Source organism: Cereibacter ovatus (assembly GCF_900207575.1).
Taxonomy (GTDB): Bacteria; Pseudomonadota; Alphaproteobacteria; order Rhodobacterales; family Rhodobacteraceae; genus Cereibacter_A; species Cereibacter_A ovatus.
In genome coordinates this window covers 26,505-40,434 of the sequence record NZ_OAOQ01000003.1, presented here as the reverse complement: position 1 = coordinate 40,434, position 13,930 = coordinate 26,505, and the positions used below count along the sequence as shown (strand labels likewise).

Below are 13,930 nucleotides of genomic sequence, written 5' to 3'. Positions count from 1 at the left end.
CCGCTTGACTTTGCGAGCGGTCCAAAGTATCACTTGTGACAAGCTGGAAGAGGTGGGCAAGCGGCACGGGGCAACCTGGGGCCGCTTTTTCATTGTCCAGCCGGGCCGGTAGAGGCGGAAACAGCAACGCATGACGATCGTCAACACACCCTCGCCAGTGGATCTGCTGGCGGAAACGGAAGAGCTTTACCGAGAGGCGGCCGAAGATCTGGTCCGCGCGCGGCGCAAGCTTTCGGAGGGGCGGGTCGAGGAGGTCAAGGCCGCCGTGCAGGCGGTGAAGGATCTCAAGGCCGCGCTGCAACTTGTGATGGATGAGAGGGCTCGGATTGAAAAGCTACGCAGAACCGCGGGAGGCATCGTCCATGACTTCGCCCTCGATTTCGACACGGCTCGCGCTGAGGTCGGGCGCCGGCTGGCTCGCCTCCGCGACGCCGGATGTGGTGGATGAGTTCCTGGGCGGGCTGAGCAGCAACGCACTGCTGGCGCTGCCCTGGATGTTCGAGTTCTGGGCGCTGCCGCACCAGTTGGCCCCGGAAGGCGCGTGGAAGACCTGGGTGGTGATGGGCGGCCGCGGCGCGGGCAAGACCCGCGCGGGCGCCGAATGGGTGCGCGCCGAGGTGGAAGGCTCGCGCCCTGGCGATCCGGGGCGGTCGCGCCATGTGGCGCTGGTGGGCGAGACCATCGATCAGGCGCGCGAGGTGATGGTGTTCGGCGAAAGCGGCATCCTTGCCTGTTCGGCGCCCGACCGTCGCCCGGAATGGGAAGCGGGGCGGCGGCGGCTGGTCTGGCCGAATGGGGCGGTGGCGCAGGTTTTCTCGGCGCATGATCCGGAAAGTCTGCGGGGGCCGCAGTTCGATGCGGCCTGGGCGGACGAGCTGGCGAAATGGGGCCGGGCGGAAGAGGCGTGGGACATGCTGCAATTCGCGCTGCGTTCGGGCGAGGAGCCGCGGCAGGTGGTGACGACGACGCCGCGCAACGTGCCGGTTCTGCGCCACATTCTGGACAATCCCTCGACTGTGGTGACGCATGCGCCGACCGAGGCGAACCGTGCCTATCTGGCGAAGTCCTTTCTTGAAGAGGTCCATGCCCGCTATGACGGCACCCGCCTTGGGCGGCAGGAGCTGGAGGGCGTGTTGCTGGAGGACGCCGAGGGCGCGCTGTGGACGACCGCGGGGCTGGAGGCGTTGCGGATCGACGCGCCGGGCCGGCTGAGCAGGATCGTCGTGGCGGTCGATCCGCCGGTGACGGGGAATGATACGTCTGACGAATGTGGGATCGTGGTGGTGGGCGCCCTGACTGAAGGGGCGCCGCAGGAATGGCGCGCGGTGGTGTTGGAGGATGCCTCGGTCAGTGCGGCATCGCCCGACCGTTGGGCGCGGGCGGCGCTGGATGCGGTGCGCCGGCATGGTGCGGACCGGCTGGTGGCCGAGGTCAATCAGGGCGGCGATCTGGTCGAGGCGGTGATCCGGCAGATCGATCCGCTGGTGCCGTTCCGGGGGGTTCATGCCTCGCGCGGGAAGGTGGCGCGGGCCGAGCCGGTCGCGGCGCTGTATGAGCAGGGGCGGGTCGCGCATCTGCGGGGGCTGGGCGCTTTGGAAGACCAGATGTGCCGGATGACCGCGCGGGGATTTGACGGGCGCGGTTCGCCCGACCGGGTGGATGCGCTGGTCTGGGCGCTGACGGATCTGATGATCGAGCCGTCGCGGGCGTGGGTGAACCCGCGGATGCGGATGCTCTGACAGAGTTTTGTCATCGATGGCGGAGAAGCTCTGCGGCCCTTCGGGCGGGCCGCGGAACGGCGGCGGCATGTCCGCGCGACAAGGGAGTTCAGGAGATGCTGTTCGATTTCATGCGGAAGTCCGGGGTGGCCCCCGAGGCTGTGCCCGAGCGCAAGGCCTCGGCCACGGGGCCGCTGGTGGGGTGGAGCACGGGCCGCGTGGCCTGGAGCCCGCGCGATACGGTTTCGCTGACGCGGAACGGGTTTCTGGGCAATCCGATCGCTTTCCGGTCGGTCCGGCTGATCGCCGAGGCGGCGGCGGCGCTGCCTTTGGTTTTGCAGGACAGCGGGCGGCGCTATGAAACCCATCCGGTGCTGGATCTGGTGACGCGGCCGAACCCGGTTCAGGGCCGGGCCGAGCTGTTCGAGGCGCTTTACGCCCAGCTTTTGCTGAGCGGCAACGCCTATCTTGAGGCGGTGCCGGGGGCGGGGCGGCTGCCGGGCGAGGTGCATCTGCTGCGGTCGGACCGGATGAGCATCGTGCCGGGGCCGGATGGTTGGCCGGTGGCCTATGACTATACCGTGGGGCCGCGCAAATTGCGGTTCGACATGACCGCCGGCAGCCCGATCTGCCATATCCGCAGCTTTCATCCGCAGGACGACCATTACGGCTTTTCGCCGCTTCAGGCGGCGGCGGTGGCGCTGGATGTGCATGTGGCGGCCTCGGCCTGGTCAAAGGCGCTTCTGGACAATGCGGCGCGGCCGTCGGGCGCCATTGTCTATCACGGGGCGGATGGGCAGGCGTCACTGAGTGCCGAGCAATATGACCGGCTGGTGGGCGAGATCGAGGCCAACCATCAGGGCGCGCGCAATGCCGGGCGGCCGATGCTGCTGGAGGGGGGGTTGGACTGGAAGCCGATGGGGTTCTCGCCTTCCGATATGGAGTTTCAGCAGACGAAAGAGGCCGCAGCGCGCGAGATTGCCATCGCCTTCGGCGTGCCGCCGATGCTGCTGGGGATCCCGGGCGAGGCGACCTATGCGAACTATCAGGAAGCGCACCGGGCGTTCTACCGGCTGACGGTTCTGCCGCTGGCGGCGAAGGTGGTGGCGGCGGTGTCGCACTGGCTGTCGGGGTTCACGGGCGATCCGGTGGAATTGCGGCCCGATCTGGATCAGGTGCCGGCACTTGCGGCTGAACGGGATCAGCAATGGGCGCGCGTCGCCGCTGCGGATTTCCTGACCGAGGCCGAAAAGCGGATGCTGCTGGGTCTGCCCCGCCTGCCGGAGCAGGAGTGATGGCTGGCGGCATGGCGGTTCTGTTGGGCTGCTGCCTGTGGGTGCCCTGGCCTTGCACGGGCCTTGGGCGGGGGTTCGACTTTGACGGCTGGGCGGGGCGTGTGGGCCGCGCGCTTGACCGTCTGGGGCAGCACATGGGGGTCTGGCTGGTCGCTCTGGTGCTGCTGTTGCTGTGGCAGGTGGGTCGGGCTTTGTTCAGGTGATGGAGTGATCGGATGAGGATGAAGGACGGCTTCGGTGCGCCGGAGCACAAGTTTCACCGGCCCGAGGCGGGATTGGTCCTGTCAGAGGGCGAGGTGATCGAAGGCTATGCCTCGGTTTTCGGGCGGGCCGATCAGGGTGGCGATTTGGTGGCGCCGGGCGCCTATGCCACATCGCTGGCTGCGCTGACCGCGCAGGGGCGGCGGGTCAAGATGCTGTGGCAGCACGATCCGGCCGAGGTGATCGGCGTCTGGGACGAGGTGCGCGAGGATGCCACCGGGCTTTGGGTCCGTGGGCGCATTCTGCCCGAGATCGCACGCGGCCGGGAAGCGGCGGCGCTTGTGGCGGCGGGGGCGCTGGACGGGCTGTCGATCGGCTATCGCACCATCCGCGCTGCGCGTGACGGATCGGGCCACCGGGTGCTGTCCGAGATCGAGTTGTGGGAGGTGTCGCTTGTCACCTTCCCGATGTTGCCGGAAGCGCGTGTCGCCTCGAAGGGCGAGGCGCAGGATGACCGGGCGTGGCAGGCCATCGCCCGGATCTTTGACGAGGCCCGCCAGAGCTTTGCCCGGGGCTGAGGCCCCGATCCCCGTTTCAAACCAGAGGAAGACAAGATGACCGAGACGCGTTCCCGGGCCGGGACAGGCATGTCCGCAAGCCCGGATCCGGCCGCCGAGGCGAAGACTGCCGTGGCGGGTTTCCTGAGGGAAATCAGTGCCTTTCAGGAAGAAGTGAAGACCATGTTTCAACAACAGGAAGAGCGTTTGACCATGCTGGACCGCAAAACCATGATCTACGGGCGCCCGGCGCTTGCGGCGACTGCCGAACTGGATGTGCCGCATCGCAAGGCGTTTGGCGCCTATCTGCGCACAGGCGATGACGACGGGCTGCGGGGGCTGGTGCTTGAGGGCAAGGCCATGACCACGGCGGTTGCCTCGGACGGGGGCTATCTGGTCGATCCGCAGACATCGGACACGATCCGGTCCATGCTGCTGTCGACTGCCTCGATCCGGCAGATCGCCTCGGTCGTCAATGTCGAGGCCACGAGCTTCGAAGTGCTGATCGACCGCAGCGAGATCGGCTCGGGCTGGGCGACCGAGGTGGCCGCGGTGGCGGAAAGTGCGACGCCTGTCATCGAGAGGATCTCGATCCGGCTGCATGAGCTGTCGGCGATGCCGAAGGCAAGCCAGCGGTTGCTGGACGATGCCGCCTTCGATGTCGAAAGCTGGCTGGCCGGCAAGATCGCCACGCGCTTCATGCGGGCCGAAAGCGGGGCCTTTGTCAGCGGCGATGGTGTCGACAAGCCGCGCGGCTTCCTGACGCCGGCGAAGGTGGCCAATGCGTCGTGGTCCTGGGGCAGCCTGGGCTATGTCGCCTCGGGGGCGGCGGGCGATTTCCCGGTCTCGAATGCGGCGGATTGCATCGTGACGCTGGTCTATGCGCTGGGCGCGGATTATCGCGCTAACGGCAGCTTCGTGATGAACTCGAAAACCGCGGGCACGATCCGGAAGATGAAGGATGCGGACGGGCGCTTCCTGTGGTCGGACGGGTTGGCCGCGGCAGAGCCGGCGCGCCTGATGGGCTATCCGGTGCTGCTGTGCGAGGACATGCCCGACATCGCTGCGGGGGCCTATCCGATCGCCTTTGGCGATTTCGCGGCCGGCTATACCGTGGCCGAGCGGCCGGATGTGCGCGTGCTGCGTGACCCCTTCTCGGCCAAGCCGCATGTCCTGTTTTACGCGACCAAGCGCGTGGGCGGCGATGTGACCGACTATGCGGCGATCAAGCTGCTGAAGATCGCGCTGTCCTGACGGGAACCTTCACGGGCCGCCCCCGATCCGGGGGCGGCCGGCGCATGCCGGGGGGCCGGCCTGCGCCTTGCGACGATATCGGAGTTTCCCATGATGTTGATCGAGCAGACGGCCGTTCCGGTCGAGGCATTGCCGGTGCAGGCGCTGAAGGATCATCTGCGCCTTGGCAGCGGTTTCGCCGAGGACAGTTTGCAGGACAGCCTGATCGCGACCTTCCTGCGGGCGGCGATGACGACCATCGAAGGGCGGACGGGCAAGGTTCTGCTGCCGCGGCGCTATCTTCTGGTGTTGGAGGATTGGCGCAGCGACGAGGCGCAGGCGCTGCCGGTGGCGCCGGTCGCTTCGGTGCTGTCGGTGTCGCTTTTCACGGTGGACGATCGCGAGATCCCGTTGGCCGCATCTGGCTGGCGGCTGGTGCGGGACCGGCATCGGCCGAAAATCGTGCCGACCGCTTCGGTGTTGCCGACCGTGCCACAGGGGGGGCGGATCGAGATCCGGTTCGAGGCAGGCTTTGGCCCCGACTGGGCGTCGGTTCCGGCAGATCTGGCGCAGGCGGTGATGCTGCTGGCCGCGGATTACTACGAGAACCGCTATGAACCGGGCCTTGCGGGGGCGGGGCTGCCCTGGCCGGTGGTGGGGTTGATCGAACGCTGGCGGACGGTGCGGGTTCTGGGCGGGGGCGCAGCATGAGAGAGATGCTGAACCGCCGCCTGCTGCTTGAGGCCCCGATGCGGGCCGACGACGGGGCGGGCGGCGCCGTGTGCGACTGGGCGTTGCTGGGCACACTCTGGGCGCGGATCGAGCCGGGAACCGGGCGCGAAGTGGCGGGTGAGGAATATCCCATGGGCTCGGTTCCGCTGCGGATTACGGTTCGGGCGGCGCCGATCGGATCGATGGCGCGCCCCGAGGCGGGCCAGCGGTTCCGCGAGGGGCCGCGTTGCTATGCCATTCTGGCCGTGACCGAAAAGGATGTCGCGGGGCGCTATCTGTCGTGCTTTGCCCGCGATGAGGTGCCGGCATGAGCTACGGGGCAGCGGCCGCGCTTCAGGCGGCGGTGTTCCAGCGCCTTGAGGCGGCGCCGGCGCTGACGGGGGTGTCGATCCATGACGATGTGCCCCACGGCGGCGGGCAGGGCACCTGGGTGCTGATCGGCCCCGAGGATGTGCGCGATGCCTCGGACGGGACGGGGGGCGGGGCCGAGCATCGGTTTACCGTCAGCGTGATTTCGGATGCGGCGGGGTTTCTGGCGGCAAAGCGGATCGCGGTGGCGATATCGGACGCGCTGGTGGGGGCTGATCTGGCGCTGGGCCGGGGGCGGCTGGTGGCGCTTGGGTTCATGCGCGCCACGGCCCGGCGGCTGGGCGGCCGGGGCGGCGCGCGCCGGATCGATCTGACCTTCCGCGCCCGGATCGAGGACTGAACCCGACCGCGGTCGGACAAGGACAAAGGTGGAGAACGAGATGGCTGTGCAGAGCGGCAAGGACTTGCTGGTGAAGCTGGATCTGAACGGAGGCGGGCAGTTCGAAACGATGGCGGGGCTTCGGGCCACGCGGATCAGTTTCAACGCCGAAACGGTGGATGTCACCTCGTTGGAAAGTCAGGGGGGCTGGCGCGAGCTTTTGGCCGGCGCGGGGGTCAAGTCGGCCTCGATCTCGGGGTCGGGGGTCTTTCGCGATGCGGCGACCGACGAAAAGGCGCGGGCGATCTTCTTTTCCGGTCAGGCGCCGCGCTTTCAGGTGGTCATTCCCGGTTTCGGGGTGGTCGAGGGGCCGTTCCTGATCTCGTCCATCGAATATGCCGGCAGCCATAATGGCGAGGCAACGTATGAGATCACGCTCGCCTCGGCGGGGCTTTTGTCGTTCACGGCGCTGTGATGGCGAACCCCTGGGCAGGAGAGGTGGCGATCTGGCTGGATGGCCAGCGCCATACCGGCAAGCTGACGCTGGGCGCCTTGGCCGAACTGGAGGCCACGCTGGGCGCGGGTAGCCTTGTCGAGATCGCCGAGCGGTTCGAAAGCGGGCGGTTTTCGGCCCGCGATGTGCTGGCGGTGCTGGTGGCGGGGTTGCGCGGCGGCGGGTGGCAGGGCTCGGCCGAGGTGTTGCGCACGGCCGAGATCGGTGGTGGGCCGGTCGGTGCGGCCCGCGCGGCGGCCGAGCTTCTGGCGCGGGCGTTTGCGCTGCCCGACGAATGAGCGGTCTCGACTGGCCCGCGCTGATGCGGGTGGGGCTGAACCGGCTTGGGCTTCAGCCCGATGCGTTCTGGCGGCTGACCCCGGTGGAACTGAGGATCATGCTGGGGGCGGGCGCGGTGCCGCCCCTGACGCGGGCGCGGCTGGAAGAACTGGTGCGCGCCTATCCGGATGCAGGGAAAGGGCGGGATGATGGCTGACATCGAGGCGCTGGAGGATCAGGTGGCGGCGCTGGAGGCGACGCTGGGCAGCACCGCGGGCGTGACCGCGGGCTTCGAGGCGGAACTGGCGCGGATGCGCGAGTCGATGATCTTTACCGGCCGCGAGGTGGACCGGCTGTCGAGCGGTGTCGGCACCGGGCTGCGTCGCGCGTTCGACGGGGTGGTGTTTGACGGGATGAAGCTGTCGGACGCGCTGGAGGGGCTGGCGCAGTCGATTTCTCGCACCGTTTATTCGATCGCGATGAAGCCGGTTCAGGATGCTGTCTCGGGCTTTGTTGCCAATGGCATCAACTCGGTTCTGGGGGGGCTGTTTTCGTTCGGGACGGGGGCTGCGTTCTCGCAGGGGCGGGTGATGCCGTTTGCCAAGGGCGGCGTGGTCGCGGCGGCGACCTCGTTTCCGATGCGCGGCGCCACGGGGTTGATGGGCGAGGCGGGGCCCGAGGCGATCCTGCCGCTTGCGCGCGGTGCGGACGGGCGGCTGGGCGTGCAGGCCGGAGGCGGCGGCAAGGCGGTGAATGTGACGATGAATGTCTCGACCCCCGATGTGAAAGGGTTCGAGCGAAGCCGGGGCCAGATTGCTGCCCAGATGAGCCGGGCGCTGTCGCGCGGGCAGCGGAACGGCTGAGGGGGCGAAGATGGCGTTTCACGAAGTCCGTTTCCCGGCGAGCCTGAGTTTCGGTTCGGCGGGCGGCCCGGAACGGCGCACCGAAATTGTTACGCTGGTCAACGGGTTCGAAGAAAGAAACAGCCTGTGGGCTCATTCGCGGCGGCGCTATGATGCGGGTGTCTCGTTGAGTTCGCTGGATGATCTTGAGGCGCTGATCGCCTTTTTCGAGGCGCGGTCGGGCCAGCTTTACGCATTCCGGTGGAAGGACTGGTCGGACTATCGGTCTTGTGCGGCATCCGCTGTGCCGGGGCCGATGGATCAGCTTTTGGGTGAGGGGGATGGCGAGACGCGGGTGTTTGCGTTGCGCAAGACCTATCGCTCGGGCGGCGAAAGCTATGTGCGGCCGATCGTGAAGCCGGTGGCCGGCACGGTGACAGTGGCGCTGGGCGGGATCGCGCAGGTCGAGGCGGTGAGTTGGTCGGTGGACACGGCGACGGGTCTTGTGACCTTTGCCACCGCGCCTGCGCGGGGCGTGCCGGTGACGGCGGGGTTCGAGTTCGACGTGCCGGTGCGGTTCGATACCGACCGCATCCAGATCTCGCTGGCGTCGTTCCAGACCGGCGAGGTTCCCAGTGTTCCGGTGGTGGAGGTGCGGGTCTGATGGGCGCGGCAGAGTTTCATGCGCATCTGAAGACGGGCGCCACCACGGTCTGCCGGTGCTGGGCGGTCAGCCGCCGTGACGGGCGGGTGTTCGGCTTTACCGATCACGATCTGGATCTGGAGTTTGGCGGCATCTCATTCCGGGCCCGTACCGGGCTGAGTGCCTCGGCGCTTCAGCAGACCACGGGTTTGGCGGTCGACAATGCCGAGGCGGTGGGCGCCTTGTCGGATGCGGCGGTGACCGAGGAGGATCTGGTGGCCGGCCGCTTCGATGGCGCGGCGGTGGAAGCCTGGCTGGTGAACTGGGTGCGGGTCGAGGATCGTATCCTTCAGTTCCGCGGCAGCCTTGGCGAGATATCTCATGCCGGGGGCAGTTTCCGTGCCGAGTTGCGCGGCCTGACCGAGGCGCTGAACCAACCGCAGGGGCGCGTGTTCCAACGCGACTGTCAGGCGGCTCTGGGGGACCGCAAGTGCGGCTTTGACGTGATGCGCGAAGGATATTCGGCCGAAGCGCCGGTCGATGAGGTCGAGGGGGGCCAGACTTTCCGTTTTGCTGCCTTTGGTGACTTTGCCGAAGGCTGGTTCGATCATGGTCGCCTTGTCGTTTTGTCTGGCGCGGCGGTCGGGCTTGTGGGTGTTGTCAAATCCGACAGGCTGTCCGCGGGTGTCCGCATCCTGGATTTGTGGCAGGCGCTGGGCCCCGGAATCCGGACAGGCGATCTGGTCCGGTTCGAGGCGGGGTGTGACCGGCGGCTGGACACGTGCCGGGTGAAGTTCTGCAATATCAAAAACTTTCGTGGGTTTCCGCATGTTCCCGGCGAGGATTGGCTGGGGGCTTATCCTACCTCTGCAACCAGAAACGACGGCGGGAGTCTGGCGAAATGAGGGGCGCTGATGTGGTGGCAGAGGCGCGGCGCTGGATCGGAACGCCCTATGTGCATCAGGCCTCGGTGAGGGGGGCGGGCACGGATTGTCTTGGGCTGTTGCGCGGGGTGTGGCGTGCCGTTTGCGGCGCCGAGCCCGAGGCCGCCCCGCCCTATACGCCCGACTGGTCCGAGCCCGCGGGCGATGAGGTGCTGATGGCGGCCTGCCGGCGCTGGCTGGTGGCCAAGCCGTTGCAGGACGCGGCCGCGGGCGATGTCCTGTTGTTCCGGATGCGGCCCGAGGCTGTGGCCAAGCATCTGGGGATACAGGCGGAGGTCGGCCCCGAGGCCGGGTTCATCCATGCCTTCAGCGGGCATGGGGTGATCGAAAGCCCGTTGTCAGAGCCATGGGCGCGGCGCATCGCGGCGCGCTTTGCATTTCCGGAAAGGACCGTCTGATGGCGACTTTACTGCTGGCGGCTGCCGGCTCGGCGATCGGGGCGAGCTTTGGCGGCACGCTTCTTGGCCTGTCGGGGGGCGTCATCGGTCGTGCGATCGGGGCGACCATCGGGCAGGTGATCGATCAGCGGCTGATGGGGCCGGGATCGCAGACCGTGCAGACCGGCCGTATCGAACGGTTCCGGCTGATGGGCGCGGGCGAGGGCGCGGCGGTGCCGCAGCTTTGGGGGCGAAACCGGGTGGCGGGACAGGTGATCTGGGCCTCGCGTTTCCTTGAGAGCCAAAGCGAAAGCAGCAGCGGCGGCAAGGGTGGCGGTGGTGCCAAGACGACCGTGGTCAGTTATTCCTATTCCGTCAGCGTGGCCTTCGCCCTGTGCGAGGGCGAGATCCTGCGGGTGGGTCGCATCTGGGCCGATGGCACCGAGATTTCCCGCCGCAAGCTGAACATGCGGGTCTATCGTGGCACCGAGGACCAGCTTCCTGATCCGAAGATCGAGGCGGTCGAGGGCACGGGTCAGGCGCCCGCCTATCGCGGGATCGCCTATGTGGTGTTCGAGGATCTGGAACTGGAAGGCTTCGGCAACCGCGTGCCGCAATTCTCGTTCGAGGTGTTGCGGTCGGCGCAGGGGACGCTTGCCGTGCGGATCACCAGTCTTCAGGATGTGGTCAAGGGGGTGGCGCTGGTGCCCGGCTGTGGGGAATATGCCTTGGCGACCAGCCGGCTGGCTTACAGATACGGGCCGGGCGAGAGCGGCTCGGCCAATGAACATGCGCCCTCGGGGCAGAGCGATCTTGTCACCTCGCTGTCGCAACTGACCGGAGAGCTGCCGGCGTGCCGGTCGGTCTCGCTGGTGGTGTCGTGGTTCGGAAACGACCTGCGCTGCGGCAGTTGCGAAATCCGGCCGAAGGTCGAGCAGGTGAAGTTCGATGCTGCGCGGATGCCGTGGCGTGTGTCCGGCGTTGCGCGCGTGGCGGCGCAGCCCATCGCGCGCGTCGACGGCCGGCCTGTCTACGGGGGAACGCCGGCCGATGCCGCGGTGGTCGAGGCGATCCGGGCGCTGCGAGAGCGCGACCAGAGCGTGATGTTCTATCCTTTCATCCTGATGGAGCAGTTGGCCGGAAACGGGCGTCCCGATCCGTGGTCGGGGGCTGCGGATCAGCCGGTTCTGCCGTGGCGGGGGCGGATCACCGTGTCGGTGGCCCCGGGCGTGGCAGGCAGCCCCGACCGCAGCGAGGCGGCGGCGGCCGAGGTCGAGGCGTTCTTCGGTGCGGCAGAGCCCTCGGATTTCAGCATCGATGGCGATCAGTTGCGCTATGACGGACCCGAGGACTGGCGGTTCCGCCGGTTCATCCTGCATCAGGCGTGGCTTTGCCGTCTGGCGGGCGGGGTCGAGGCGTTCTGCATCGGATCGGAACTGCGCGGGCTGACGCAGATCCGCGGTGCGGGGGACAGCTATCCGGCGGTTGCGGCGCTGAAACGATTGGCGGCGGATGTGCGCGCCATTCTGGGGGCCGGAACGAAGATCGGCTATGCGGCGGACTGGTCTGAATGGTTCGGCCACCATGTCGGGGGCGATGTCCGGTTCCATCTGGACCCGCTTTGGTCGGATCCCAACATCGATTTCGTCGGCATCGACAATTACATGCCGCTGTCGGACTGGCGTGATGGCGAGGCCCATGCCGATGCAGGTTGGGGGTCGATCCACAATCTCGACTATCTGAAGGCCAATATCGCCGGGGGCGAGGGGTTCGACTGGTATTACGCCAGCCCCGAGGATGCCGAGGCCCAACGGCGGCGGCCGATCGAGGATGGCGCCCATGGAGAGCCGTGGATCTACCGTCCGAAGGATCTGAAAAGCTGGTGGTCTCTGCCCCATCACGAACGTATCGCAGGTGTTCGGCAGGCGCAGCCGACCGATTGGGTGCCGAAGTCGAAACCGATCTGGTTCACCGAATACGGCTGTGCCGCCATCGACAAGGCCACGAACCAGCCACACTTGTTCGTCGATCCGAAAAGTTCGGAATCGGCGCGGCCCCGGGGATCGTCTGGAAGCCGCGATGACGCCATTGCGATGAACTATCTGCGCGCCATGGCGGAATACTGGGGGGATGGGCGCAACAATCCGGTCTCTCCGCTTTATGGCGGCCCCATGGTGGACATGGAAAATGCGCATGTCTGGTGCTGGGATGCGCGACCCTTCCCTGAATTTCCGGCGCTGACGGATGTCTGGGGCGATGGCGGTAATTATGTGCACGGCCATTGGCTGAACGGTCGTGCGGCCTCGCAGCCGCTGGCGGCGGTGGTGGCCGAGATCTGTGAGCGGTCCGGTGTGACGGCCGTTGATGTGTCGGGGTTGCATGGTCTTGTGCGTGGTTATGGCGTGGCCGAAGTCGGGTCGGCGCGCGCGGCACTTCAGCCTTTGATGCTCGCCTGTGGGTTCGAGGCGCTGGAACGCGATGGCCTTCTGGTATTTCGGATGCGCGACGGGCGGGCGCATGTTGCGCTGACGCGCGAGGGGCTGGTGGAAAGCAGCGAGCTTGACGGCGCGGTGGAAGTTCTGCGCGCGGCCGAGGCCGAGACAGCAGGCCGGGTGCGGCTGGGCTATCTTGAGGCCGAGGGCGACTATGCCGCGCGGCAGGTCGAGGCAGCCTTTCCCGACGAGGCGACATTCTCGGTTTCGCAGTCCGAGGTGCCGCTTGTTCTGACCGGGGCCGAAGCGCGGGGCACGGTGGAACGTTGGCTGGCCGAGGCGCGGGTGGCGCGCGACACGGTGCGTTTTGCGTTGCCGCGCTCGGCCTTGTCGCTGGGTGCGGGGGATGTGGTCGAGATGGATGGCCGTCGCTGGCGCATCGATCGGTTGGAACAGGCGGATGCGCAACTGGCCGAGGCTGTCCGGGTCGAGCCTGCGCTTTACCGCCCCGCAAACATTGCCGACACGCCGCCCGCGGCGCGCAGCTTTGCCGCGCCGGTGCCGGTCTATCCGGTGTTTCTGGACCTGCCGCTGTTGACCGGCGCCGAGATCGCCCATGCGCCGCATCTGGCTGTGGCGGCCTCGCCCTGGCCGGGGCAGGTCGCATTGTGGCGAGCCCATGAGGAGGCGGGCTATCGGCTGAACCGCCTGCTGCCGGTCGGGGCCACGCTGGGGGTGACGCTTTCGCCCCTGCGGGCGGCGCCTTCGGGAAGGTGGGATATGGGCGATGCGCTGCGGGTGCGGATGCAGGGGATGGCGTTGTCGTCGGCCTCGGATACTGCGGTGTTGAACGGTGCGAATGTGATGGCGATTGGCGACGGATCGCCCGACAGATGGGAGGTGTTCCAGTTTGCCGGGGCGGAACTGGTCGGCCCGCGCGAATGGGCGCTGACGCGCCGTCTGCGCGGTCAGGCAGGGACCGACGCCCTGATCCCTGACGTCTGGCCCGAGGGCAGTCTTGTCGTGCTGTTGAACCGGGCGCTGGTGCAGGTGGACATGCCGCTGGGCGACCGGGGACTTGTCCGCCATTTCCGCATCGGCGCTGCCGGCCTTGGCTATGACGACCCGCAGGTTGTGCATCTGACCGAGTCGTTTGCCGGTGCAGGTCTGCGTCCCTATGCGCCGGTTCATCTGCGTGCAGTGCGCCAAGGCGGCGATCTGGCGGTTGGCTGGGTCCGTCGCACGCGGCTGGATGGCGACAGTTGGGAAGCGCGCGAGGTGCCTCTGGGCGAGGCAAGCGAGATGTATCTGGTGCAGGTTCGGGTGGGCGGGCAGGTGGTCCGTCGCGCCGAGGTTGCCGGGCCGCTGTGGACCTATCCCGCCGCCGAGCAGGCCCGGGATGGCACGCAAGCGGCGGCCTTCACCATCGAGGTGGCGCAAGTCTCGGAAAGCTATGGACCGGGGCTGTTCCGCAGTCTGGACATCGACGGTTAAGC

17 protein-coding genes are annotated in these 13,930 nt (G+C 67.6%); all 17 read left to right on the top strand.

Annotated elements, in window-relative coordinates:
- The first annotated feature begins 130 nt into the window (after window positions 1-130).
- The 17 genes from CRO07_RS04635 to CRO07_RS04555 all read left to right on the top strand — a co-directional run bounded on the left by CRO07_RS04635 (window position 131) and on the right by CRO07_RS04555 (window position 13,928).
- Window positions 131-448, top strand: a complete 318-nt coding sequence (locus tag CRO07_RS04635; protein WP_097029523.1) for a hypothetical protein — start codon at window positions 131-133, stop codon at window positions 446-448.
- On the top strand, window positions 441-1,739 hold the full coding sequence (locus tag CRO07_RS04630; protein ID WP_097029804.1) for a DNA-packaging protein: 1,299 nt from the start codon (window positions 441-443) through the stop codon (window positions 1,737-1,739). Before CRO07_RS04635 ends, CRO07_RS04630 begins: the two co-directional genes overlap by 8 nt.
- Before the next feature lie 95 nt (window positions 1,740-1,834).
- Window positions 1,835-3,013: a phage portal protein gene (locus CRO07_RS04625; RefSeq protein ID WP_097029522.1), complete on the top strand. Its 1,179-nt coding sequence runs from the start codon at window positions 1,835-1,837 to the stop codon at window positions 3,011-3,013.
- Window positions 3,013-3,216, top strand: a complete 204-nt coding sequence (locus CRO07_RS04620) for a hypothetical protein (RefSeq protein ID WP_097029521.1) — start codon at window positions 3,013-3,015, stop codon at window positions 3,214-3,216. The genes CRO07_RS04625 and CRO07_RS04620 overlap by 1 nt, the downstream gene beginning before the upstream one ends.
- Before the next feature lie 12 nt (window positions 3,217-3,228).
- The gene (locus CRO07_RS04615; RefSeq protein WP_097029520.1) at window positions 3,229-3,792 is read left to right on the top strand and encodes an HK97 family phage prohead protease; all 564 of its coding nucleotides are present in this window, start codon (window positions 3,229-3,231) and stop codon (window positions 3,790-3,792) included.
- 36 nt (window positions 3,793-3,828) lie between these two features.
- A complete protein-coding gene (locus CRO07_RS04610; RefSeq protein WP_097029519.1) occupies window positions 3,829-5,025 on the top strand; it encodes a phage major capsid protein in 1,197 nt (398 codons plus the stop codon).
- Window positions 5,026-5,115: 90 nt separating this feature from the next.
- Complete coding sequence (locus tag CRO07_RS04605) at window positions 5,116-5,715, top strand: head-tail connector protein (protein ID WP_097029518.1); 600 nt, start codon at window positions 5,116-5,118, stop codon at window positions 5,713-5,715.
- Complete coding sequence (locus CRO07_RS04600) at window positions 5,712-6,047, top strand: head-tail adaptor protein (protein ID WP_097029517.1); 336 nt, start codon at window positions 5,712-5,714, stop codon at window positions 6,045-6,047. The genes CRO07_RS04605 and CRO07_RS04600 overlap by 4 nt, the downstream gene beginning before the upstream one ends.
- On the top strand, window positions 6,044-6,445 hold the full coding sequence (locus CRO07_RS04595; protein ID WP_097029516.1) for a DUF3168 domain-containing protein: 402 nt from the start codon (window positions 6,044-6,046) through the stop codon (window positions 6,443-6,445). The genes CRO07_RS04600 and CRO07_RS04595 overlap by 4 nt, the downstream gene beginning before the upstream one ends.
- A 40-nt stretch (window positions 6,446-6,485) precedes the next feature.
- A complete protein-coding gene (locus CRO07_RS04590) occupies window positions 6,486-6,899 on the top strand; it encodes a phage major tail protein, TP901-1 family (RefSeq protein ID WP_097029803.1) in 414 nt (137 codons plus the stop codon).
- A complete protein-coding gene (locus CRO07_RS04585) occupies window positions 6,899-7,216 on the top strand; it encodes a gene transfer agent family protein (protein ID WP_097029515.1) in 318 nt (105 codons plus the stop codon). Before CRO07_RS04590 ends, CRO07_RS04585 begins: the two co-directional genes overlap by 1 nt.
- The gene (locus tag CRO07_RS04580; RefSeq protein WP_097029514.1) at window positions 7,213-7,413 is read left to right on the top strand and encodes a rcc01693 family protein; all 201 of its coding nucleotides are present in this window, start codon (window positions 7,213-7,215) and stop codon (window positions 7,411-7,413) included. The genes CRO07_RS04585 and CRO07_RS04580 overlap by 4 nt, the downstream gene beginning before the upstream one ends.
- Window positions 7,406-8,059: a phage tail tape measure protein gene (locus tag CRO07_RS04575; protein WP_097029513.1), complete on the top strand. Its 654-nt coding sequence runs from the start codon at window positions 7,406-7,408 to the stop codon at window positions 8,057-8,059. Before CRO07_RS04580 ends, CRO07_RS04575 begins: the two co-directional genes overlap by 8 nt.
- 10 nt (window positions 8,060-8,069) lie before the next feature.
- Entirely contained in the window at window positions 8,070-8,702 is a 633-nt protein-coding gene (locus tag CRO07_RS04570) for a DUF2460 domain-containing protein (protein ID WP_097029512.1), read from the top strand.
- Entirely contained in the window at window positions 8,702-9,586 is an 885-nt protein-coding gene (locus CRO07_RS04565) for a DUF2163 domain-containing protein (RefSeq protein WP_097029511.1), read from the top strand. Before CRO07_RS04570 ends, CRO07_RS04565 begins: the two co-directional genes overlap by 1 nt.
- The gene (locus CRO07_RS04560) at window positions 9,583-10,023 is read left to right on the top strand and encodes an NlpC/P60 family protein (RefSeq protein WP_097029510.1); all 441 of its coding nucleotides are present in this window, start codon (window positions 9,583-9,585) and stop codon (window positions 10,021-10,023) included. The genes CRO07_RS04565 and CRO07_RS04560 overlap by 4 nt, the downstream gene beginning before the upstream one ends.
- Complete coding sequence (locus CRO07_RS04555; protein WP_097029509.1) at window positions 10,023-13,928, top strand: baseplate multidomain protein megatron; 3,906 nt, start codon at window positions 10,023-10,025, stop codon at window positions 13,926-13,928. Before CRO07_RS04560 ends, CRO07_RS04555 begins: the two co-directional genes overlap by 1 nt.
- The last annotated feature ends 2 nt before the right edge of the window (window positions 13,929-13,930 follow it).

What these genes read in the sequence shown, in the direction of transcription:
- CRO07_RS04635 (WP_097029523.1), top strand. Translation starts at nt 131, where the DNA reads ATGACGATCGTCAACACACCCTCGCCAGTGGATCTGCTGGCGGAAACG.
- CRO07_RS04625 (WP_097029522.1), top strand. Translation starts at nt 1,835, where the DNA reads ATGCTGTTCGATTTCATGCGGAAGTCCGGGGTGGCCCCCGAGGCTGTG.
- CRO07_RS04620 (WP_097029521.1), top strand. Translation starts at nt 3,013, where the DNA reads ATGGCTGGCGGCATGGCGGTTCTGTTGGGCTGCTGCCTGTGGGTGCCC.
- CRO07_RS04615 (WP_097029520.1), top strand. Translation starts at nt 3,229, where the DNA reads ATGAGGATGAAGGACGGCTTCGGTGCGCCGGAGCACAAGTTTCACCGG.
- CRO07_RS04610 (WP_097029519.1), top strand. Translation starts at nt 3,829, where the DNA reads ATGACCGAGACGCGTTCCCGGGCCGGGACAGGCATGTCCGCAAGCCCG.
- CRO07_RS04605 (WP_097029518.1), top strand. Translation starts at nt 5,116, where the DNA reads ATGATGTTGATCGAGCAGACGGCCGTTCCGGTCGAGGCATTGCCGGTG.
- CRO07_RS04600 (WP_097029517.1), top strand. Translation starts at nt 5,712, where the DNA reads ATGAGAGAGATGCTGAACCGCCGCCTGCTGCTTGAGGCCCCGATGCGG.
- CRO07_RS04595 (WP_097029516.1), top strand. Translation starts at nt 6,044, where the DNA reads ATGAGCTACGGGGCAGCGGCCGCGCTTCAGGCGGCGGTGTTCCAGCGC.
- CRO07_RS04590 (WP_097029803.1), top strand. Translation starts at nt 6,486, where the DNA reads ATGGCTGTGCAGAGCGGCAAGGACTTGCTGGTGAAGCTGGATCTGAAC.
- CRO07_RS04585 (WP_097029515.1), top strand. Translation starts at nt 6,899, where the DNA reads ATGGCGAACCCCTGGGCAGGAGAGGTGGCGATCTGGCTGGATGGCCAG.
- CRO07_RS04580 (WP_097029514.1), top strand. Translation starts at nt 7,213, where the DNA reads ATGAGCGGTCTCGACTGGCCCGCGCTGATGCGGGTGGGGCTGAACCGG.
- CRO07_RS04575 (WP_097029513.1), top strand. Translation starts at nt 7,406, where the DNA reads ATGGCTGACATCGAGGCGCTGGAGGATCAGGTGGCGGCGCTGGAGGCG.
- CRO07_RS04570 (WP_097029512.1), top strand. Translation starts at nt 8,070, where the DNA reads ATGGCGTTTCACGAAGTCCGTTTCCCGGCGAGCCTGAGTTTCGGTTCG.
- CRO07_RS04565 (WP_097029511.1), top strand. Translation starts at nt 8,702, where the DNA reads ATGGGCGCGGCAGAGTTTCATGCGCATCTGAAGACGGGCGCCACCACG.
- CRO07_RS04560 (WP_097029510.1), top strand. Translation starts at nt 9,583, where the DNA reads ATGAGGGGCGCTGATGTGGTGGCAGAGGCGCGGCGCTGGATCGGAACG.
- CRO07_RS04555 (WP_097029509.1), top strand. Translation starts at nt 10,023, where the DNA reads ATGGCGACTTTACTGCTGGCGGCTGCCGGCTCGGCGATCGGGGCGAGC.